Here is a 20,300-nt window from a genome sequence, read left to right as displayed (position 1 = left end):
GATGACGTCCCGGGACGACCTCCGTATCGGAGACGCCGAACGCGACGCGGCGGTGACGGCCCTGCGTGAGCACTACGCGCAGGGCCGCCTGACCCACGAGGAGCTCGACGAGCGCATCGAGCTGACCCTGTCCGCGCGCACCGGCCGCGAGCTGGCGCTGACCTCGGCCGATCTGCCCGACCTGGACGGCCCCCGCCCCGAGGACCGCGACGGCCCCGCGCTCGGATGGGAGCACCGCGACCACGGCTGGGCCGGAGCGTGGCACGGGCATCACGGCCGCGGCCCGCGCCGGGGCGGCCACCACCCCGCCGCCTGGCACCGGCACCGGGCGGGCCGCCGGGGTGGGCCGCCGGTCGCCCCGTTCCTGATCCTGATGCTGGTCATCGGGGTGGCGACCACGGGGTTCTGGGTGCTCAAGTTCGTCTTCCTCGCCTGGCTGGCGATGGCCGTGGCGGGCATGCTCCACCGCAGGCGGTGGCAGCGCGTCCGGGCCGGAGGCGGCCCCCGCCACTGAGCACCGGCCCGGCCGGCACGGGGACCCGCGCCGGGCACGGACCCGGCCGGCGGCACGGCCCTGACACGTGGCCCGTCCGGGGGCGCGGGGGAGGCACGGAACCCGCCGGGGACTCCGCCGGGTTCACAGGGTTCACGGGAGGCACCGGCACGGTCCTAGCCCATCTCCTCCAGCCTGCGCCCCTTGGTCTCCCTCACCTTGAACAGCACGAAGACGAAGGACAGCACGGCGAAGAAGGCGTAGCCCACGTAGGCCCCGGACAGGCTCCACGCCGCCAGGGACGGGAACGAGACGGTGATCAGCCAGTTGGCCACCCACTGGGCCGCGGCGGCCACCGACAGCGCGGCGGCCCTGATCCTGTTGGGGAACATCTCGCCGAGCAGCACCCAGACGACGACCCCCCACGACAGCGCGAAGAACAGCACGAAGACGTGTGCGGCGACCAGGGCGACGGTGCCCTGCGACCCCGGCAGCCGGACGGTGTCGCCGGTGTGGACTCCCGCGCTGAAGGCCCACGCGGCCGTGGCGAGCGCGACCGCCATGCCCGCGGAACCGATCAGCAGCAGCGGCTTGCGGCCGATCCGGTCGACCAGCGCGATGGCGATGAAGGTGCCGACGATGTTGATGATCGAGGTGGAGAAGCTGATCAGCAGCGAGTCGCTCTGGTTGATGCCGACCGACTGCCACAGCGACGCGGAGTAGTAGAAGATGACGTTGATGCCGACGAACTGCTGGAAGACCGAGAGCAGGATGCCGATCCAGACGATCGGCAGCAGCCCCAGCGCCGGGCCGCGCAGGTCCCGCATCCGGGGCGGGCGCTCGCTGCGCAGCAGGTTGTAGATCTCCGTCACCCGCGCGTCCAGGTCGACCTTGTCGCCTTCGACCTCCCTGAGCACCTGGCGCGCCAGGTCCGTCTTCCCCACCGCGATGAGGAAGCGCGGCGACTCGGGAATGATCGTCGAGAAGAGCAGGTACAGCAGGGCGGGGATCAGGCAGGCGCCGAGCATCCACTGCCAGGCCTGCAGCCCGAACAGCACGTTGTTGACGTTGCCTCCGGCCGTCTGCGCGATCGCGTAGTTGACGAGCTGGGAGACCGCGATGCCCAGCACGATCGCGAGCTGCTGGAAGGATCCCAGGCGTCCCCGGTAGGCCGGCGGGGCGACCTCGGCGATGTAGGCGGGCCCGATCACCGAGGCCATGCCGATCCCGACGCCGGCGAGCACCCGCCAGAAGGCCAGGTCCCAGATCGCGAACGGCAGCGCCTGACCGATGGAGCTGACCGCGAACAGGAGCGCGGCCACCTGCATGGTCCTGGTGCGCCCCCAGCGGTCGGCTATGCTTCCGGCGATCCACGCGCCGACCGCCGAGCCCAGCAGCGCGATGGCCACCACGATGCCGATCTGGACAGGGCCGACGCCGAAGTGCTTCTGGATTCCGGTGACGGCGCCGTTGATGACCGCGCTGTCGTAGCCGAAGAGGAACCCGCCCAGTGCCGCCGCGGCGGTGATGAAGACGACATGCCCGAGATGCTCACTGGAAGTGCCCGAAGAGGCGGTACCGACCATGACCGTCCTTTCCCCCGAAGAACGTAGGTATCCCTGGATCGGCACAGGAGATCGCACCCGATCCGGTTCGGGGGGCTGTTCATGTCATGAGCTGCGAAAACATAATTCGACTTAATGAAGAGTGTCTCACAGCGTCTCGCTGTGGATCAGCGCGGCTCTCGTCACAGGCCCCGCGTCCGGGCGTCACGCGCCGCGCGTGATCGCCAGGCGCCGCGCGCGGCCGTCGCGGGCTCCCGGGCGCGACAGGCGGCCCGGGACGGCGAGACGCCCGGCACCTCGGGAAGAGCCGGGAAGCCCCTGGGAAGAGGTGCGGGCATCCGCCCGGCGGACTCGTGTCTCCTACCAGCGCAGGACCGCGGCGACCCCGTCGAAGTCGGTGAGGGCCTCGGAGGCCTTCTGGTCCAGGACGACCACCTCGGCGTCGATGTCCAGAGCGCGCTCGATCATGCGCTCCCCCATCCTGGACTCCTGCACGAGCGACTGCGCCGTCTCCCCCTGCGGCACCTGGCCGGGCGGGCAGAGCCACCCGCCGGCGGTACGGCTGCCGCTCCACTCACGGGATTCGGCCAGCAGGAGCTGAGCCACCCGGCTCTCGTTGAGCCCGGTGAGCGTCTCCTCCAGGCCGAGTGACCCGCGCCCGCCGGACAGGGCGGCGTCCTTGACCCGCTCCGCCAGCTCGACGCCGCGCCGGGTCCGGGCGGCCAGCAGCTGGGGTTCCGCATACTCGGCGATCTTCGCCGGGGGCAGCGAGTCCACCACCGCGTCGATCTGGATGACGTCGCCGTTCAGCTCCGCCGCCACGACCTCGGTCAGCTGGACGTCGCCGATCAGCACGACCGTGGTCCAGCCCCGGCTCTCGGCCTGCTCGGCGATGTCCGGCACGGTGGCACGCAGCAGCCTGGTGAGGTTGTCCTCGACCCGGCGCTCGAACCTGTCCCGGTGCGCCGCGCCCTGCCGGGCGAGCTCTGAGGCGGCGGGGCCGCGCATCTGCCGCCAGTCCTCGGCGCTGACGTCGAAGTACGTCCTGTCGGCGTCCTCGGCCATGCCGTACCGGTAGTCGATCATGCGTAGTCCGTCCCGGGAGACGAGCGCGATCCCGGCCGGCGGCGCGGTCTCGACCGTGTTGACCAGCGGGCGGACGTAGGCGGTCGACTCCAGCACGATCTGGTCGGCGACCGGCAGCTGGAAGGAGAAGGTCCACACCTCGTCACTGCCGATCGGGGCGTACAGCACCCGCCCCAGCCCGGACTCGGTCGGGTTGAGCAGCAGCCCGAGATCCTGGTCGAGCCCTTCCAGCCTTTTGAGGACGGCCGTCCGCCGCGCCCGGTCCTCGTCGGCCATGACCTGTTCCCGCAGCTCGGTGAGCTGGTTGCCGAACCGGATCCGCCAGGCGGGCCGGACCGCCGCCTCCTCCCGGGGGTCGGCGGTCACGTAGAACGACAGAACCCCCTGGTCGTCGTGGATGGCGACGACTTCCCGCAGAGCCGCACGATCGAATCTCACGACGTTCCCCCCTGATGGTCCGGCCTCCAACGATATGGACCTGTATGGGGGGAGCGATCGTCCCAATCGGGAAAATGCCTTCCTGCTTCACCTGTCTTTACCCGGAGGTCACAGACGCGGGTCCACCGGCTCGGATTCCAGTGCGAGAACGGCGAAGACCGCCTCGTGCACCCGCCACAGCGGCTCGCCGTCGGCCAGCCTGGACAGCGCCTCCAGCCCGAGGGCATGCTCCCGCAGGGCGAGGGAGCGCTTGCGGCCCAGGAACCGGTGGCGCAGGACCTCCAGGCTCTCGGTGTAGTCGGGGCCGTAGATGATCCGCAGGTACTCCCGCCCGCGCACCTTGATCCCCGGCTGTACCCGGCCCTCGGGCACGGCCGCGCCCGGTCCGCCGCCCCGCCCGTCCGCTCCCTCGCGGCCCGGCCACTCCAGCGGCTTGACCACCATGCCCTCCCCGCCCTCGGCGGTCAGCGCCGACCACCAGGCGGTCGCGGCGTCCCTGGACTCCTGCGAGGCCAGGTCGACGGACACGTGCCGGGTGGGCGCGATCAGCGGATCGGCGAGCCGGGAGAGCACGTCCAGGTGCCAGGAGTGCGGCTCCCGCGCGGCGGTCGCCCGGCCCTCGCAGGCGAGGACCTGGAACGGCGCCAGCCGTACGCCGTCCAGGCCGGAGACCGGCCAGCAGTAACGCGCGTACGCGTCCCGGAACCGGGCAGCGTTGGTCAGGCGGCGGCGGGTGCGGTCCAGCAGATCGCCCACATCCAGCCCGCGCCCCGCCGCCGCCTCCAGGACGGCGACCGCCTCCGGCAGCGCGGTGCGGGCCGCGGCCCCGACCGACGCGTACTGGCTGCGGATCAGCCCCTCCGCCTTGGCCGACCAGGGCAGCAGCTCGCAGTCGAGTGCGAGCCAGTCCGACCCCAGCTCGTCCATGAGAGGGGCGCAGGCCCGCCTGAGCCGGTCCACCAGCTCGGTGGTGTCGGCGAAGAACGGCCTGCCCGTGCGGGTGTAGACCGCTCCGGCGGTGCCGTCGGCGACCCCGAACCGCTCCGCCGCCACCTGCGGGCTCCTGGCCAGTACGGCCACCGCCCGCGAGCCCATGTGCTTCTCCTCGCACACGACCCGGGTGATCCCGGCGGCCGCGAACTCCTCGAACGCCTCAGCCGGGTGCTCCAGGTAGCCGTCGAGCCTGGAGGTCTCCGGCGGCGCCATCGTCGGGGGAAGGTAGACCAGCCAGCGCGGATCGACCGCGAACCGGCTCATGATCTCCAGCGCCGCGGCCGAGTTCTCCTCCCGGACCTTGATCCGGCCGCCGCCGTGGCGTACCTCGATGTGCTGGGTGCCCCGGACGTCCTCGATGGAGAGCACACCGGGGTCGCGGTGGCCCGGGGCGGCGAACGGCCTGACCGACTCGTACCAGACCTTCTCGGCGGGCACCGAGACGATCTCCTTGGCCGGGTAGCGCAGCGCGGTCAGCCGCCCGCCGAACACGACCCCGGTGTCCAGGCAGATCGTGTTGTTGATCCACTCGGTCTCGGGGACGGGGGTGTGACCGTAGACGACCATGGCCCGGCCCCGGTACTCCCGCGCCCAGGGGTAGCGCACCGGCAGGCCGTACTCGTCGGTCTCACCGGTGGTGTCGCCGTACAGCGCGAAGGAGCGCACCCGGCCCGAGGCGCGGCCGTGGTAGGCCTCCTTCAGCCCGGCGTGCGCGACGACGAGCCTGCCGCCGTCGAGCTGGTAGTGGCTGATCAGCCCGTCCATGAAGGCCAGGGCGGCCGTCCGGAACTCCTCGGGCTCGGCGGCGAGCTGGTCCAGCGACTCCTGCAGCCCGTGGGCGACCCTGACCTTGCGGCCGTTGAGCGCGCGGGCCAGCTTCTGCTCGTGGTTGCCCGACACGCACAGCGCGGTCCCGGCCGCGACCATGCCCATGACCAGCCGGAGCACGCCCGGCGAGTCCGGGCCCCGGTCCACCAGGTCGCCGACGAACACCGCCGTCCTGCCCTCGGGGTGGGTCGCGCCCGTGGCGCCGGGTTCGATCTCCCAGCCCAGGGTGCGCAGCAGCGTCTCCAGCTCGGCGCGGCATCCGTGCACGTCGCCGATGATGTCGAACGGCCCGGTCAGCTCACGCCTGTCGGACCACGCCTTCTCCCGGACGACCGTGGCGGCCTCGATCTCGTCGGTCCCCCGCAGCACGTGGACCCGGCGGAAGCCGTCCCGGGAGATCTTCGCCATGGACCGCCGCAGGTCCTTGCGCTGCCGCCGGATCACATGGGGCCCGAAGTCCCGGTCGGGCCTGGCCTCGTTCCGCTCGATCGCCACCTCCTCCGGCACGTCCATGACGATCGCGTCGACCAGCACGTTGTGGGACTTGGCGAGCTCGATCAGCTTCTTGCGCGCGTCCCACTGGACGTTGGTGGCGTCCACGACCGTGAGCAGGCCCCGCCGCAGCCGGGTGCCGACGATGTAGTCGAGCACGTCGAAGGCGTCGGGGGTGGCGGCCTGGTCGTTCTCGTCGTCGGCCACCAGGCCCCGGCAGAAGTCCGAGGAGACCACCTGGGTCGGTGTGAAGTGCTTGCGGGCGAAGGTCGACTTGCCGCTCCCCGACACTCCGACGAGCACGACCAGCGACATCTCCGGCACAGCGATCTCAGTCATCTCCGCCTCCCGCGTTCGCGGCGCTTCCCCTGCCGAACAGGGCCATCTGGGTGGGCGGCCCCAGCTCGGGGTCGTCGTCGCCGACCGGCCGGAAGGCGACGTGGTAGCCGTACTCGCGGCAGACCCCCGCCGCCCACGCCTGGAACTGCGCCCGCGTCCACTCGAAGCGGTGGTCGGGGTGGCGCATGCCCTCCAGGAAGTCGTAGCGCACGTTGTACTCGGCGTTGGGGGTCGTCACGATCACGTGCCCCGGCCGGGCGGCGCCGAAGACGACCCGCTCCAGCGCGTTCAGCCGCGGCGGGTCGACGTGCTCGACGACCTCCATGAGAACGGCGGCGTCGTATCCGGCGAACCGGTCGTCGGTGTAGGTCAGCGCCCCCTGGAACAGCCGCAGCCGTTCCCGCCGGCGGTCGGGCATCCGGTCGAGCCTCAACCGCCTGGCGGCGATCGCCAGCGCCTGCGCCGACACGTCCACCCCGGCCACCTTGGTGAACTCCGGCCTGTCCAGCAGCGCCCCGACCAGCTGCCCGGACCCGCACCCCAGGTCGATGACGCTGTGCGCCCCGGACTCCGCCAGCGCCCCGAGCACCGCCTCCCGGCGCAGGACGTTCAGAGGCCGCTTGGGCGCGGCGTCCCGCTCCCCCGGCGCCTCCCCCGCGGACACCGCCGGAAGCTCGCCTGCGGGCACCGCCGGAAGCTCACCCGCCGGCTCCGATGAGGGAGCGTCCGCCGTCGGCCCGGGGTCGGCCGCGGGATCCTCCTCGACGGGAGGTTCGAGGTCCTCCTCCACGTCGTCCCCGAGCTCGGCCAGACGGGCGAAGGCGGTGCGGGCGAGGGCCCGGCGGCGGCCGAGGTAGCGGCGGGTGATCAGGCTCCTGTCGGGGTGGGCGGCCAGCCAGGACTCACCCGCCCGGATCAGCTTGTCCACCTCGTCGGAGGCGATCCAGTAGTGCTTGGCGTCGTCGAGCACCGGCAGCAGCACGTAGAGGTGGTTGAGCGCGTCGGCCAGCCGTACCTCGCCGCGCAGCGACAGCCGTACGTAACGGGAGTCGCCCCACTCGGGGAACCCCTCGTCCAGCGGTACGGCCTGGGCCTCGACCGTCCAGCCCAGCGGTTCGAAGAACCGGTGGGCCATCTCGGGACCGCCCCGGCAGGGCAGCACGGGCAGCGTGATCTCCAGCGGGATGGGGCCGGCGGCCAGTTCCGGACGGCTGTCGCAGCGGCCGGTGCGGGCCGTGCGGAACACGTCCGCCAGCGCCACGGCCAGCAGCGACGACGCGGCGTAGGGCCGGTCGTTGACGTACTGCCCCAGCGCGTAGTCGGGGGTGGACCGGCCGCGCGAGCGCACCAGGCGGACCGGGTCGACGTCGAGCATCAGCGCCGCCGTGCAGCGCTCCTCGCCCGCCTCCGGGTAGAAGACGCGGGCCGTGCCGTACGACTGGCCGAACTCCTGAACCCGGTCCGGGTGTTTGTGCAGCAGGAATCCGAGGTCGGTGGCGGGCCGTACGGTCGTGGAGATCGTGAGCAACACCCGGCTCAGTCTGCCCGATATCCGATCATGTGCGCCATCGGTTAGACGACGCCGGGAGCCTGCCGGCTCCGGCGTCGTCGACGTGGGCGTCCACGGCCTACACGTGGGGCAGGACCTCGGCGGCGATGAGCTCCAGGTGGTCCAGGTCCGACAGGTCCATCACCTGGAGGTAGATCCGTTCGGCGCCCAGCTCGGCGAACCGGCCGATCTTGTCGACCACCTCGGCGGGGGTGCCCGCCAGGCCGCTCGCGCGGAGCGCGGCGAGGTCCTGTCCGGCCGCCTCGGCCCGGCGCGCGATCTCGGCGTCATCGGCGCCGACGGCGACGCTCTGGGCCGCCGAGAGCACGATCCGCGAACGTCCCTCCGCCTCGCACGCCTGCCGGATCCGGCCGTAGGCCAGCCCGGTGTCGTCCAGGGTGTGGAAGGGCAGGTTGTACTCGTCGGCGAACCGCGCGGCCAGCCGGGGGGTGCGCTTGGCCCCGAACCCGCCGACGATGATCGGCGGCCTGGGGCTCTGCACGGGCTTGGGCAGGGCGGGCGAGTCCGCCAGCCGGTAGTGGGCGCCCTCGAACGAGAACGTCTCGCCCGCAGGCGTGGCCCAGAGGCCGGTGAGGATCTCCAGCTGCTCCTCGAACCGGCCGAACCGCTCGCCCACGGGCGGGAACGGGATCCCGTACGCGGTGTGCTCGGCGTCGAACCAGCCGGTGCCCAGGCCCAGCTCGACCCGGCCCCCGCTCATCTGGTCCACCTGGGCCACGCTGATCGCCAGCGACCCCGGCAACCGGAAGGTGACCGGGGTGACCAGGGTGCCGAGCCTGATCGTGGAGGTCTCCCTGGCCAGAGCCGCGAGGGTCACCCAGGCGTCGGTGGGGCCGGGACCGGGGTCGCCCGGCCCGATCCGCATGTAGTGGTCGGAACGGAAGAAGGCGTCGAAACCCAGACGCTCGGCGGCCTGCGCGACCGCCAGCAGCTCGTCGTAGGTGGCACCCTGCTGCGGTTCGGTGAAGATCCTCAACTTCATGAATCCCATTATCCGGGCACTCCGGACGGCATCCACAGAAAGCCCGCGCGGTGTCGCGACCGCTTGCTAACGTTCAGACTTTCGGTCGGCTCGGTAACGGACCGAACACTCCCCGCGACCACTCGATGTCGTCCGGAAGGTGAATCCCATGTCGGTGGCGACAGACCGCTCCGCCGCCCGCCGGACCCGCGAGCCGGGCACCCCGCCCCGATCCCTGGTCGCGCTCGCGTCGGTCGCGCTCGTCGCCGGCACCGGCCTCGCCATCTGGGTGCTGCCCGCCGAGACCGGCGGCTGGGCGCGGGCCGGCCAGGCGCCCCACGTCAGGGTCGGCCCTCCCCGTCTGGCCACCCGGCCCGCGGCCGACCAGGCGCCCGGACCGGCGCCGCCCTCCCCCGCCGGCGTCCGCCCGTCGGGTTTCGTGACGTTCGTGGACACCGTCCGCGATCCGCTCTACAACCTGACCAGGGCCGCCCGGCGGAGCAACGTCCGCTGGTTCACCCTCGGGCACCTCACCGCCGGGCAGCACGACTGCACGCCCGGGTGGGGCGGCGGGCAGGAGCAGGACGGCAATCCGGTCGCCGACCGCCTGGGGCGCCTGCGCGCGGCCGGCGGCGACGCCGGTCTCGCCTTCGGCGGTCCGGTCGGCCGTGAGCTGGCCGCCGCCTGCACCGACCTCGGCCGCCTCACCGCCGCCTACCGCCGGACGGTCGGTGCCTTCGGCGCCACCTACATCGACTTCGAGGTCCAGGATCCGGGTGACGACGGGGCCGTCCTGCGCCGCGCCGGCGCGATCACGGCCCTCCAGCGTGAGGCCGCCGCGCGGGGCCGTCCGCTCACCGTGAGCTTCACCCTGCCCGCGACCGGGACCGGCCTGGCCCCCGGCGACGAGGCGATGCTCCGCTCCACCCGGCAGGCGGGCGCCGAGATCACCGCCGTCAACCTCCTCACCCCGATCCGGCGCGCCCCCTCCGGCCGGGCGGACCTGCGGCCCGTCGCCTCGGCCGTCCGCGCCGCCCACGTCCAGGTCGCCCGCTCCCTGGGCGTGCCCACCGCCTGGCACCGGATCGCCCTCACCCCCGTCCTGGCCGGCTCCGGGGACCTCACCGCGTCCGACGCCCGCAAGCTCGTCGCCTTCACCACCCGCAACGGGCTGGCCTGGCTGTCCACCCGGGGCGCCGCCCCCACCTCCGACGTCGCCCGGCTGCTGGCGGCCATTGCCCGCTAGACAGGCGCCTCAAGCGGGGTTATAACTGGGCTATAACCCTTCACTAACCCCATTGGGGGCCCAATGCCGAAGATCAACGTCTATCTGCCCGACGAACTGGCCGAAGCGGTCAAGGAGGCGGGCGTGCCGGTCTCGGCCGTCTGCCAGCGCGCCCTGGAGCAGGCCGTACGGCGGGTCACCGCCATCCGGGAGACGGCGCTGGGCTCCCCCGACCTCGACGACCCGACGGCCCGCTTGACGCATTTCACCGATCGGACCCGCACCGCGGTCAAGCTCGCGGTGGAGCAGGCACGCGCCGAGGGGGCCGCCGAGGTCGGCACCGAGCACCTGCTGAGCGGCATGCTGGCCGAAGGCGGCAACCTGGCCCTGCACATCCTGCGCGCCATGGAGATCGACCCCGAGCAGGTACGGCGTGAGCTGGACCGGCTGGCCCCCGCGGAGCCGCCCGCCGGGCCGGACGGCTCCCCGCTCCGGTTCGGCGGACCCGCGGCGGGAGCCCTGGAGCTGGCCGTCACCGACGCGACCGGCATGGGGCACAACTACATCGGCTGCGAGCATCTCCTTCTCGGGCTGATCGGCGAACCCGACGGAGCCGCCGGTCAGCTCCTGCGGGGTCTCGGCGCCGAGCCGCGGCTGACCCGCCGCGCCGTCACGGCCGCCCTGGCCGGCTACGTCCACCTCCGGGCGCAGGGCCAGGCCGGAGCCGCCGCGGCGGCTCCGGCCACCCCGGCCGCCGCCCTGTCCACCGCCATCCGCCAGGAGCTGCAGCCGATCCTCCAGCGGCTGGAACGGCTGGAGGAACGGCTCGGCGGCGACGAGGGGTAGCACCGGCCGGAGGCCGGGTCGGCTACCTGGTCAGCAGGGCCACGCACTCCACGTGGTGGGTCATCGGGAAGGCGTCGAAGGCGCGCAGGTCGGCGAGGCTGTAGCCGTGCTCGGCGAGCCAGGCGATGTCACGGGCGAGGGTGGCCGGGTCGCAGGAGACGTAGACGATGCGGCCGGCCTGGAGGGCGGCGACGCGGTCGACGACGTCGCGTCCCAGACCCGCCCGGGGCGGGTCGACGACGACCAGGTCGGCGCGCTCGATGCCGAAGCGGTCGAGGGCGTTCTCGACACGGCCCCGGGCGAAGCGGGCCTGGGGCAGGTCGCGGAGGTTGCGTTCGGCGTCGCGCACGGCCACGGCCTCGGACTCGACGCCGAACACGGCGCCCTCGGGACCGACGGCCTCCGCCAGGCCCGCGGCGAACAGGCCGACACCGCAGTAGAGGTCCAGGGCCCACTCCCCCGGCTGCGGGGCGGCGAACTCCAGGACCGTGGCGACCAGCGTGGCCGCGGCGCCCGGGTGGACCTGCCAGAAACCGCTCCCGGTGACCTGGAAGTCCCGGTCGCCGACGCGCTCGGTGAGATGGTTGCGGCCGTGGACCACGCGGGTGCGGCCCTTGCCCTCGTCGACGAAGACGGCCACGCTCGTGTCGAGGTCGGGCACGGCCACCGTACGGCGGGGCCGGGGGGCGACCACGACGGCCTGCTCCCCGGTGCTGGAGGCGATGACCTCGACCGAGGAGGCGTTGCGCCAGTTCATGACCTCGGCGCCGACGTTCTCCACCTCCGGATGGGCGATCAGGCAGGCGTCCACCGGCTCGATGTCGTGGGAGCGGTGACGGCGCAGGCCGAGGACGCCCTCACGGTCGACGGCGAACTGCACGCGGGTGCGCCAGCCGAGGCCGTCGGGGGCGCCGGGCACCTCCTCGACGACGCCCTTCCACTCGATCCCGGCCAGCCGCCTGAGCTGCTCGGCGACCACGTCGGTCTTCAACAGGCGCTGGGCGTCGAGGGAGGCGTGCTGCCAGTCGCAGCCTCCGCAGCGGCCGGGCCCGGCGAACGGGCACGGCGGGGTCACCCGGTCGGCGGAGGGCTCCAGGATCTCGACGGCGTCGGCCCGCAGGAAGCGGCTGGTCTCCTCGGTGATCTCCGCGAGGACGCGCTCGCCGGGGAGCGCGTGCCGTACGAAGACCACCCGGCCGTCGTGGCGGGCGACACACCAGCCGCCGTGCGCGACCGGTCCCACCGTCAGTTCAACCGCCATGCCATGCCCCCACAGTCCGTCGTCGTCGAGCCTCCCTGTCGTCAGGAGTACATACGAAAGGTTATGCCTTGCCGTCCTCGCCCCGGGCCATCTCGTCACGGGCCACCGCGTCGCGGGCGGACTCCTCCACGGCGGCCTCCTCCTCCCGGAGCGCCTCGTCGTGGCGCGCCTCCTCCGCGGGCGCCTCACGCTGCCGGCGGCGGACGGCGTTGGGGGCGTAGCGCTCGGGGCGGCCCTTGAGACGGTCGGAGGAGTGGAGCTGCCAGGGCACGCTGGTGACCATCACTCCGGGCTGGAAGAGCAGCCGGCCCTTGAGCCGCAGCGCGCTCTGGTTGTGCAGCAGGTGCTCCCACCAGTGGCCGACGACGTACTCGGGGATGTAGACGGTCACCACGTCGCGGGGCGAGCGGCGGCGCAGCGACTTGACGTACTCCAGGATCGGCCGGGTGATCTCGCGGTAGGGCGAGTCGAGCATCTTCAGCGGCACCGGGATGCCCCGCCGCTCCCACTCCTCCTGCAGGGCGCGGGCCTCCTCGCCCTCCACGCCCACGGTGAGCGCCTCCAGGGTCGAGGGCCGGGTGGCGCGGGCGTAGGCGAGGGCGCGCAGGGTCGGCTTGTGGATCTTGGAGACCAGGACGACGGCGTGGTTGCGGGCCGGCAGCATCGACTCGTCGATCTGGGAGTCCTCGGAGACGGCGAGCTCGCGGGCCACCTTCTCGTAGTGGCGGTGGATTGCCTTCATCATCAGGAAAAGCAGCGGCATGGCCACGCAGACGATCCACGCGCCGTGGGTGAACTTGGTGAGCAGCACGACCACCAGCACCACGCCGGTCATGACGCCGCCGAAGAAGTTGATGACCCGCGAACGTCTCATCTGCTGGCGGACCGAGGAGTCGGTCTCGGTCTTCAGATGCCGGGTCCAGTGCCGGACCATGCCGATCTGGCTCAGCGTGAACGACACGAAGACGCCCACGATGTAGAGGTTGAGCAGGCGGCTGACGTCGGCGTCGAAGCCCCACAGCAGCAGGCAGGCGGCGGCGGCCAGGAAGATGATGCCGTTGGAGAAGGCCAGCCGGTCACCCCGGGTGTGCAGCTGGCGGGGGAGGAAGCGGTCCTGGGCCAGGATGGAGCCGAGCACCGGGAAACCGTTGAAGGCGGTGTTGGCCGCGAGGAACAGGATCAGCGCGGTGACCGCGGCGATGGCGAAGAAGAACAGCGAGCCGGAGCCGAAGACCGCCTCGGCGACCTGGGCGATGATCGGCTGCTGGTAGTAGCCGGGTCCCGCGGGCCTGCCGTCGATGAGCACGTCGTAGGCGGCCCTGGCGGGGTCGGCGAGCTTGACGCCGGAGGCCAGGCCGAGCGAGATGATGCCGACGAACATGACGACCGAGACCAGGCCCATCATCAGCAGCGTGGTCGCGGCGTTCTTGCTCTTGGGCTTGCGGAAGGCGGGCACGCCGTTGCTGATCGCCTCCACGCCGGTGAGCGCGGCGCAGCCGGAGGAGAACGCCCGCAGGATGAGGAAGGCCGCCGCGAAGGACGTCATGTTGGCCTGCTCGGCGAGGATCTCGTAGCCGGCGGTGGGGGCGCGCAGCTCGTCGCCGAGCACGAGCAGCCGGAAGCCGCCCCACACGATCAGGCCGATGACCGCGAACATGAAGGCGTAGGTGGGGATCGCGAAGGCCCCGCCGGACTCGCGGATGCCGCGGAGGTTGACCAGCGTCAGCAGGACGACGATGGCGATCGCGACCAGTGGCTTGTGCTCGGCGACGTAGGGGATCGTGGCGCCGACGTAGTCGACGCCGTTGGCCACCGACACCGCGACGGTGAGGACGTAGTCGACCATCAGGGCACTGGCGACGGTGAGGCCGGCGTTCTGGCCGAGGTTGACGGTGGCCACCTCGTAGTCGCCGCCGCCGCTGGGATAGGCGTGCACGTTCTGCCGGTAGGACGCCACGACCGTGAGCATCACGACGACGACGGCGATGGCGACCCACGGGGCGAAGCTGTAGAACGAGAGCCCGGCGATGGAGAGGATGACGAGGATCTCCTGCGGGGCGTAGGCCACCGAGGAGAGCGCGTCGCTCGCGAAAACCGGCAGGGCGATGCGCTTGGGGAGCAGTTGCTCATGCAACTGCGTGCTGCGCAGCGCCCGCCCGATGAACAGGCGCTTGACGAGGTCCGTCACCTTTGACACGTCTGCCGATGCTAGTCCCCATCCGTCCGCCCCGCTGACACGGCACTCCCTGAGCGGGCCATACTGACTAAGTACATCGGGAACAAGATCCGCCTCAACGCGACCGGCGGGGGAGCATGCATATCGTGATCATGGGATGTGGCCGAGTGGGTTCGACCCTGGCGCACATCCTTGAGGACAGCGGCCACTCGGTCGCGATCATCGACCGGGATCCGCAGGCCTTTCGCCGCCTGCGGGCCGGTTTCCGCGGTCGCCGGGTCACCGGGATCGGCTTCGACCGGGACGTCCTGGAAGAGGCCGGGATCGAGTCGGCGGGCGCCTACGTGGCGGTGAGCAGCGGCGACAACTCCAACATCATCTCCGCCCGGGTCGCACGCGAGACGTTCGGCGTGGACAACGTGGTTGCCCGCATCTACGACTCCCGGCGTGCCGAGGTCTACCAGCGGCTGGGCATCCCCACCGTCGCCACGGTCCGCTGGACCGCCGACCAGATCCTGCGCAGGGTGCTGCCCGAGGGGGCCGAGCCGCTGTGGCGCGACCCGACCGGGTCCGTCGTGCTGGCCGAGGTGGCCTACCACCCCGGCTGGATCGGCACCAGGAGCAAGGACCTGGAGGAGGCCGCGGGCACGCGCATGGCGTTCGTCAACCGGATGGGCGAGACCCTGCTGCCCAAGAGCGACTCCGTGGTGCAGGAAGGCGACATCCTGCACGTCATGGCGGTCGAAAGTGACATGGACCGCATCAACAAGGTGCTGTCCGGTGCGCCGGAGGAGGGCCACTGATGCGCGTCACCATCGCGGGTGCCGGAGCCGTCGGCAGGTCGATCGCCGCCGAGCTCCTGGAGAACGGCCACGAGGTCCTGCTCATCGACATCGACCCCAAGGCCATCAAGATCGACACCGTGCCGCGCGCGGAGTGGCTGCTCGCCGACGCCTGCGAGATCTCCTCCCTGGACGAGGCGGCCCTGGCCGACTGCCACGTGGTCGTCGCCGCCAGCGGCGACGACAAGGTCAACCTCGTCGTGTCGCTGCTGGCCAAGACGGAGTACGGCGTGCCGCGCGTGGTCGCCAGGATCAACCACCCCAAGAACGAGTGGCTGTTCAACGAGTCGTGGGGCGTGGACGTGGCCGTCTCGACCCCCCGCCTGCTGAGCGCGCTGGTCGAGGAGGCGGTGAGCGTCGGCGACCTGGTCCGGCTGATGACCTTCCGTCAGGGGCAGGCCAACCTGGTGGAGCTCACCCTGCCCGAGGACGCGCCGGTCGTCGGGCAGCGCGCCGGTTCGGTGCCGTGGCCGACCGACACCGCCCTGGTCGCGATCCTCCGCGAGGGGCGGGTGCTGGTGCCCACCGCCGACGACCCGCTGGAGGCCGGAGACGAGCTGATGTTCGTGGCCAGCCAGGAGGTCGAGGAGGAGCTGGCCCAGCTCCTGTCCGCGCACCGGTCCATCCACTGAGACGGGCGCCGGTCCCGTACGGCATGCCGTACGGGACCGGCGCCCGTCCCGGATCCGGCGTCCGCTTCAGGATCCAGCGTCCGTTTCAGGGAATGGCGGGCGGCCGGACCGGGGTCCGGCCTCTGGTCAGCAGCCACACCATGGCGGCGAGGCCCGCGACCTGGAGCGGCCAGCCCATCACGATCTTCAGGATGCCCAGCTCGGCGACCGCGTCGTTCCCGCCGATCAGATAGACGGGCAACTGCACGGCCACCCGGATCACGCACGGGACCATCAGCATCCAGGTGAGCCTGGAGCAGAGCCGCACGACGGCCGGGTCCTTGCGCCAGCCCGTCGGGTCGCCGGTGACGGATCCGATCAGGAAGCCCACCAGGGGCCACCGGGTGACGATCGACAGCAGCATCACCACCGAGTAGCCGGCGTTGTAGAGGATGCCGGGCAGGTAGACGTCACGGGCGTCGCCGGTGCGAGAGGCGAAGAACGCGCCGATGCCGATGCCGATCAGACTGTTGATCACGAACTGCGGCGACGAGCGCTGCAGCAGCCGCACCACCAGCAGCACCACCGCCGCCGAGATGCTGACGACCAGGGACATCCTCAGGTCGGAGGTGCCGATCCACATCCCGGTGAAGGTGATCGTGGGCACGGCTGCCTCGATGATGCCGCGCACTCCTCCGAAGGCCTTGGCGAGCTGAACGCGCATCGCCGCCTCCACCGTGTCGTGCGCGACGGTCTCATCGGTGGTGGTCATGTTCTCGCTCACCGTTCTGTGGTCGTCAATGGCTCACGCACCGCCCGCCGGACGTAGCTCGTATCGAGGATTGAACATCACCTTGCGCCCATCCTGCACACTGACGAGCCCTTCGGCCAGCACCATCCTGCCCGGTTCGATTCCGGCGATCCTCCGACGGCCCAGCCAGATCAGGTCGATCACATCCGAACCGTCATAGAGCTCCGCCTCAAGCGCGGGCGCGCCCCCACGAGGCCGCAAGGTCACGGTCCGTAGCGTACCGGTAACGCAGAATCGGCGGCGCCCGCCGCACGAGACGATGGGGGTGGCGCCATGACGATCGAGGTCCTGCTGGAGTTCGCTGGCCTCCAACTCGGCCTGACTCGTCGTCAGCCGACGGAAAAAGCCCCGAAATCCGCCCTGTTTATGCGGTTCCTGAGAACCCACGACCTCTCCTTCACATACGTGTTGAATCAGCGTACGCGATCCCCCACGTCAGCGAAGCTCGGCTATCTCCGGACCGCGCTTGAAGGGGTTGAGGTCGGGCACGTCGCCTCCGGCGGCCTGCTGCTCCATGGCCTGCCTGGCCTCCGGCGGCAGCCGCAGCTCGATCGCCTCCTTGGGGGCCATCGGCTCGTCGCCGCGGACCACCACGATGTCGCGGATCACGCCCTCCAGCGTCGCGGCCGCCTCGGCGTCCAGCGCGGCACGCCCGCTGATCACCGCCCGGAGGAACCAGCGCGGGCCGTCGACACCGATGTAGCGGACCGGCTGGGCGACCCCGTCCGCCGGGACCTGGGCCGCCAGCTCGACGCCGAACGGCCCCTCCCGCTCCTCGGCGGTGCCGCCGGCGCCCTTGACGCCCTCGGCGAGCTCGTCCCGCACCTCGTCCCAGATGCCGTTGCGCTTGGGCGCCGCGAACGCGTGCACCTGGAGGGCGCTCTCACCGACCATGATGACCGCACCGACGATGTGGTCACCGGCCAGGTTGAGCTGCACCTCGAAACCGGGGTCGACCGGCAGGCGCATACCGCCCAGATCGACCCGCTCCCGCTCAGAACAGGGCTCACCCGAGTCCCACGGACCGGACTCACGGGCCTGCACCTGCTCGACCTTCTCGACCTCCTCGGCCACGGCCGGGGACTCCTCGCGACGGCGACGTCCGAACACTTTCCTCACGCTCCTTGAAGATTCGCTGGTCGCTCACCACTCCTCGCTCACTTCGCGGCCGGCTCGTCCCTCTCCGTCCGCTCCGCTCGCTCCGTCGGGTTCGCTCCCTGTCATCGGCCGGTGGAGCCGAACCCGCCGGCGCCTCGCGCCGATCCGGGCAGCCGGTCCACCTCGTGGAACACCGCATTCTCCACCCGCTGGATCACGAGCTGCGCGATGCGATCCCCCCTGCGCAGCCGTAGCGCGTCCTTGATGTCGGTGTTGAGCAGCGTCACTTTGATCTCGCCCCGGTAGCCCGCGTCCACGGTGCCGGGCGCGTTCACGAGCGTCACACCGTGCTTGGCGGCCAGGCCGGAACGCGGGTGGACGAACGCGGCATAGCCATCGGGCAGGGCGATCGCCACCCCGGTGCCCACCGTGACCCGCTCGCCGGGGAGCAGTTCGACGTCCTCGGCGGCGTGGAGATCCGCGCCCGCGTCGCCCGGATGGGCGTAGGAGGGCAACGGCAGCTCGGCGTCGAGCCGGTGGATCAGCACCTCGACGTTGTCGGTCACGGATTCACCTCGTACTCGTGATGTTCGTCGATGATGGCCTGGGCATCACCGTGCTTGGCGAAGTGTTCCATGCCGACCTCGACGAAGAGCGCGGCGGCGCGCACGGCGACCGGGCCGTCCGGGGAGCCGATCCGCCCCTCAGCCTCAAGGTACGCCTTCCGGCCGGACATCCCGGTGCACCAGGCGCGCAGATGCAGGGTGGTGCCGACCGGGACCGGCGCCAGATAGTCGGTCTCCAGCCGCCCGGTGACGTAGGGGCGCTGGAAGAGCCAGATGGACATGCCGATGACCTCGTCCATCGCCGCGGCCAGCACGCCGCCGTGAGCCAGGCCCGGCGCACCCTGGTGCGCCTCCCCCACGGTGAACTCGGCGACCACCGTGGTCCCGTCAGGCGAGGTGGCCGTCAGGTGCAGGCCGGTCGGATGCTGGTCGCCGCAGCCGAAGCAGCGGCTGTAGTGCGGGCCGAGCGGGGTGCCGGGCGCGGGCGCGCCGGGGAGCGCCTGGGGCCGGGCCGCTCCCGGGGGAGGGGTTGTCACGGTGGAACGGGTCACGGAGCAGAACGTTACCCCTTGGGCTGCGGTGATCCCTCATTCACGGGCACGAAGGGCTCGGCGACCCCGGCAGGCCGGCCCCGCCCCTGCGACTCGTCCCGCCCCGGCGACCGGCCCGGCTCCGACGGCTGGTCCGGCTCCGGCGACCCGTCCCGCTCCGACGACCCGTCCCGCTCCGGCGAGTGGCCCTGATCCGATGACCGGCCCGGCTCCGGCGTCGGGTCGGGCTCCGACGACCCGTCCCGCTCCGACGACCCGTCCCGCTCCGGCGAGTGGCCCTGATCCGATGACCGGCCCGGCTCCGGCGACCCGTCCCGCTCCGACGACCCGTCCCGCTCCGGCGGCTCAGGCGGTTCGGGCGGCTCGGGTACGGCGGGCAGCGCCCTCGGCGGATCGCTGCTGAGCTCGGGCAGAGCCCGGTAGATCACGGCGGCGACGGGCACCGCCACCGCGGCCCCGGCGATGCCCGCCAGGATGCCGCCCACGGCCAGCACCAGGATGATGGCCAGCGGGTGGAAGCTCAGCGCCCGGCCGACGATCAGCGGCTGGAGCACGTGGTTCTCCAGCTGCTGCTCCACCACCAGGATGCCCAGGAAGATCAGGGCGTAGATCGGGCCCTTGGCGCCGAGGGTGACCAGGGTCGCGACCGCGCCGGCGAAGAAGATGCCGACGATGGGGATGAAGCTGGCCAGGAAGATCAGCACCGCCAGCGGCGCCCAGAGCGGCACGCCCATCCCGGCGAGCACGATGCCCATGATCACGCCGTGCACGCCGGCCACCGCCACCGTGCCCTGGACGTAGTGCGAGAGCGTCACCCAGGCGGCCCGCCCGGCCCGGTCCACGCGGGGCGCGGTCCCCCCGAAGGCCCGCAGGAACCACGCCCAGATCCGGTCGCCGTCCTTGAGCAGGAAGAACGTGACGAACAGCAGCAGCACGATGGAGGCCAGCACCTCCAGCGCCACGGTGGCGCCGGTGAGCACCGTCTGGGTGATCTGGTTGCGCTGCGTGGTGACCTGAACGGCGATCTCGTCGATCCACGTGCTGAGCTGGCTGGGCTTCAGGTGCAGCGGCCCGGTGTAGAGCCAGTCCTCCACGGTCTTGGAGGTCGCCCGGACCTGGTCGACGAGTCCGGGGAACTCGTCGTTGGCCCGCACCCCGATGAACCAGCCGATGCCGCCCAGCACCGCGAGCGCGATGAGCAGGGTGACCCACGTGGCGTAGATCGGCCGCATGCCCATCGCCCGGAGCCTGCGGGTGACCGGGAACAGCAGCGCGGTGAGTAACAGCGCGATGGCCACGGGCAGGACCACGATGCGCAGCATCGCGATGAACTGCGCGAAGTAGAAGACGGCCCAGCCGATGATGATCAGGCACAGGCTCCACGCGGCCAGGCGGAGCAGCGTGCGCGGCACCAACTGCGTCAGACGTTCCCGATCGGAGATCACGCTTTCCAGACTGTCACGCCGCGGCCGACAGTGCGCGGGGTTATCGGCCGGATACGAAAAGGAGGGGCCGGGATGACCGGCCCCTCCCCGCGTCGTGCGGTCC

18 protein-coding genes are annotated in these 20,300 nt (G+C 71.8%); 5 read left to right on the top strand and 13 right to left on the bottom strand.

Annotated features, from left to right (window positions below):
• The first annotated feature begins 1 nt into the window (after position 1).
• The gene (locus BM085_RS45500) at positions 2-514 is read left to right on the top strand and encodes a DUF1707 SHOCT-like domain-containing protein (protein WP_093891059.1); all 513 of its coding nucleotides are present in this window, start codon (positions 2-4) and stop codon (positions 512-514) included.
• 155 nt (positions 515-669) lie between these two features.
• Here the strand turns inward: BM085_RS45500 and BM085_RS34875 are convergent, their stop codons facing one another.
• From BM085_RS34875 to BM085_RS34855, 5 genes are all read right to left on the bottom strand, one after another.
• Positions 670-2,079 carry a sugar porter family MFS transporter gene (locus BM085_RS34875; protein WP_093891058.1) on the bottom strand — a complete coding sequence of 470 codons (1,410 nt, stop codon included), beginning with the start codon at positions 2,077-2,079 and terminating at the stop codon, positions 670-672.
• 339 nt (positions 2,080-2,418) lie between these two features.
• Positions 2,419-3,582 carry a VLRF1 family aeRF1-type release factor gene (locus BM085_RS34870; RefSeq protein WP_093891057.1) on the bottom strand — a complete coding sequence of 388 codons (1,164 nt, stop codon included), beginning with the start codon at positions 3,580-3,582 and terminating at the stop codon, positions 2,419-2,421.
• 108 nt (positions 3,583-3,690) lie between these two features.
• Entirely contained in the window at positions 3,691-6,234 is a 2,544-nt protein-coding gene (locus BM085_RS34865) for a polynucleotide kinase-phosphatase (RefSeq protein ID WP_093891056.1), read from the bottom strand.
• Positions 6,227-7,765, bottom strand: coding sequence for a 3' terminal RNA ribose 2'-O-methyltransferase Hen1 (locus BM085_RS34860; RefSeq protein ID WP_177245428.1), 1,539 nt, complete (start codon positions 7,763-7,765; stop codon positions 6,227-6,229). Before BM085_RS34860 ends, BM085_RS34865 begins: the two co-directional genes overlap by 8 nt.
• 97 nt (positions 7,766-7,862) lie before the next feature.
• On the bottom strand, positions 7,863-8,786 hold the full coding sequence (locus tag BM085_RS34855) for an LLM class F420-dependent oxidoreductase (protein ID WP_093891094.1): 924 nt from the start codon (positions 8,784-8,786) through the stop codon (positions 7,863-7,865).
• Positions 8,787-8,934: 148 nt separating this feature from the next.
• Between BM085_RS34855 and BM085_RS34850 the strand changes: the two genes are divergently transcribed.
• Positions 8,935-10,011, top strand: a complete 1,077-nt coding sequence (locus BM085_RS34850; RefSeq protein ID WP_093891054.1) for a glycoside hydrolase family 18 protein — start codon at positions 8,935-8,937, stop codon at positions 10,009-10,011.
• 63 nt (positions 10,012-10,074) lie between these two features.
• Positions 10,075-10,836: a Clp protease N-terminal domain-containing protein gene (locus BM085_RS34845; protein WP_093891053.1), complete on the top strand. Its 762-nt coding sequence runs from the start codon at positions 10,075-10,077 to the stop codon at positions 10,834-10,836.
• Positions 10,837-10,858: 22 nt separating this feature from the next.
• Here BM085_RS34845 and BM085_RS34840 read toward each other — a convergent pair whose 3' ends face one another.
• The gene (locus BM085_RS34840) at positions 10,859-12,097 is read right to left on the bottom strand and encodes a class I SAM-dependent RNA methyltransferase (RefSeq protein WP_093891052.1); all 1,239 of its coding nucleotides are present in this window, start codon (positions 12,095-12,097) and stop codon (positions 10,859-10,861) included.
• A gap of 61 nt (positions 12,098-12,158) precedes the next feature.
• Complete coding sequence (locus BM085_RS34835) at positions 12,159-14,294, bottom strand: APC family permease (RefSeq protein WP_093891051.1); 2,136 nt, start codon at positions 14,292-14,294, stop codon at positions 12,159-12,161.
• Positions 14,295-14,410: 116 nt separating this feature from the next.
• Here BM085_RS34835 and BM085_RS34830 point away from each other — a divergent pair, with 116 nt between their 5' ends.
• Entirely contained in the window at positions 14,411-15,076 is a 666-nt protein-coding gene (locus tag BM085_RS34830) for a potassium channel family protein (protein ID WP_093891050.1), read from the top strand.
• On the top strand, positions 15,076-15,747 hold the full coding sequence (locus tag BM085_RS34825) for a potassium channel family protein (protein WP_093891049.1): 672 nt from the start codon (positions 15,076-15,078) through the stop codon (positions 15,745-15,747). Before BM085_RS34830 ends, BM085_RS34825 begins: the two co-directional genes overlap by 1 nt.
• A gap of 85 nt (positions 15,748-15,832) precedes the next feature.
• Here the strand turns inward: BM085_RS34825 and BM085_RS34820 are convergent, their stop codons facing one another.
• From BM085_RS34820 to BM085_RS34795, 6 genes are all read right to left on the bottom strand, one after another.
• A complete protein-coding gene (locus BM085_RS34820; RefSeq protein WP_093891048.1) occupies positions 15,833-16,498 on the bottom strand; it encodes a DUF3159 domain-containing protein in 666 nt (221 codons plus the stop codon).
• A gap of 33 nt (positions 16,499-16,531) precedes the next feature.
• Positions 16,532-16,924, bottom strand: a complete 393-nt coding sequence (locus BM085_RS34815) for an OB-fold nucleic acid binding domain-containing protein (protein ID WP_031159633.1) — start codon at positions 16,922-16,924, stop codon at positions 16,532-16,534.
• Between the two features lie 48 nt (positions 16,925-16,972).
• A complete protein-coding gene (locus BM085_RS34810; protein ID WP_093891047.1) occupies positions 16,973-17,647 on the bottom strand; it encodes a DUF3710 domain-containing protein in 675 nt (224 codons plus the stop codon).
• 110 nt (positions 17,648-17,757) lie between these two features.
• Positions 17,758-18,201, bottom strand: coding sequence for a dUTP diphosphatase (gene dut, locus BM085_RS34805; RefSeq protein ID WP_093891046.1), 444 nt, complete (start codon positions 18,199-18,201; stop codon positions 17,758-17,760).
• Positions 18,198-18,752 (bottom strand): PaaI family thioesterase, encoded by a 555-nt coding sequence (locus tag BM085_RS34800; RefSeq protein WP_093891045.1) that lies wholly within the window; start codon positions 18,750-18,752, stop codon positions 18,198-18,200. Before BM085_RS34800 ends, dut begins: the two co-directional genes overlap by 4 nt.
• Positions 18,753-18,763: 11 nt before the next feature.
• Entirely contained in the window at positions 18,764-20,197 is a 1,434-nt protein-coding gene (locus BM085_RS34795; protein WP_093891044.1) for an AI-2E family transporter, read from the bottom strand.
• Between the last annotated feature and the right edge of the window lie 103 nt (positions 20,198-20,300).

This window comes from Streptosporangium canum, from assembly GCF_900113865.1.
GTDB classification, from domain to species: domain Bacteria; phylum Actinomycetota; class Actinomycetes; order Streptosporangiales; family Streptosporangiaceae; genus Streptosporangium; species Streptosporangium canum.
This window is presented reverse-complemented; position numbering and strand designations above follow the sequence as displayed.

Coding starts and splice junctions, on each gene's coding strand:
- BM085_RS34825 (WP_093891049.1), top strand. CDS start 15,076: ATGCGCGTCACCATCGCGGGTGCCGGAGCCGTCGGCAGGTCGATCGCC.
- BM085_RS34865 (WP_093891056.1), bottom strand. CDS start 6,234: ATGACTGAGATCGCTGTGCCGGAGATGTCGCTGGTCGTGCTCGTCGGA.
- BM085_RS34820 (WP_093891048.1), bottom strand. CDS start 16,498: ATGACCACCACCGATGAGACCGTCGCGCACGACACGGTGGAGGCGGCG.
- BM085_RS34850 (WP_093891054.1), top strand. CDS start 8,935: ATGTCGGTGGCGACAGACCGCTCCGCCGCCCGCCGGACCCGCGAGCCG.
- BM085_RS34845 (WP_093891053.1), top strand. CDS start 10,075: ATGCCGAAGATCAACGTCTATCTGCCCGACGAACTGGCCGAAGCGGTC.
- BM085_RS34855 (WP_093891094.1), bottom strand. CDS start 8,786: ATGAAGTTGAGGATCTTCACCGAACCGCAGCAGGGTGCCACCTACGAC.
- BM085_RS34840 (WP_093891052.1), bottom strand. CDS start 12,097: ATGGCGGTTGAACTGACGGTGGGACCGGTCGCGCACGGCGGCTGGTGT.
- BM085_RS34830 (WP_093891050.1), top strand. CDS start 14,411: ATGCATATCGTGATCATGGGATGTGGCCGAGTGGGTTCGACCCTGGCG.
- BM085_RS45500 (WP_093891059.1), top strand. CDS start 2: ATGACGTCCCGGGACGACCTCCGTATCGGAGACGCCGAACGCGACGCG.
- BM085_RS34875 (WP_093891058.1), bottom strand. CDS start 2,079: ATGGTCGGTACCGCCTCTTCGGGCACTTCCAGTGAGCATCTCGGGCAT.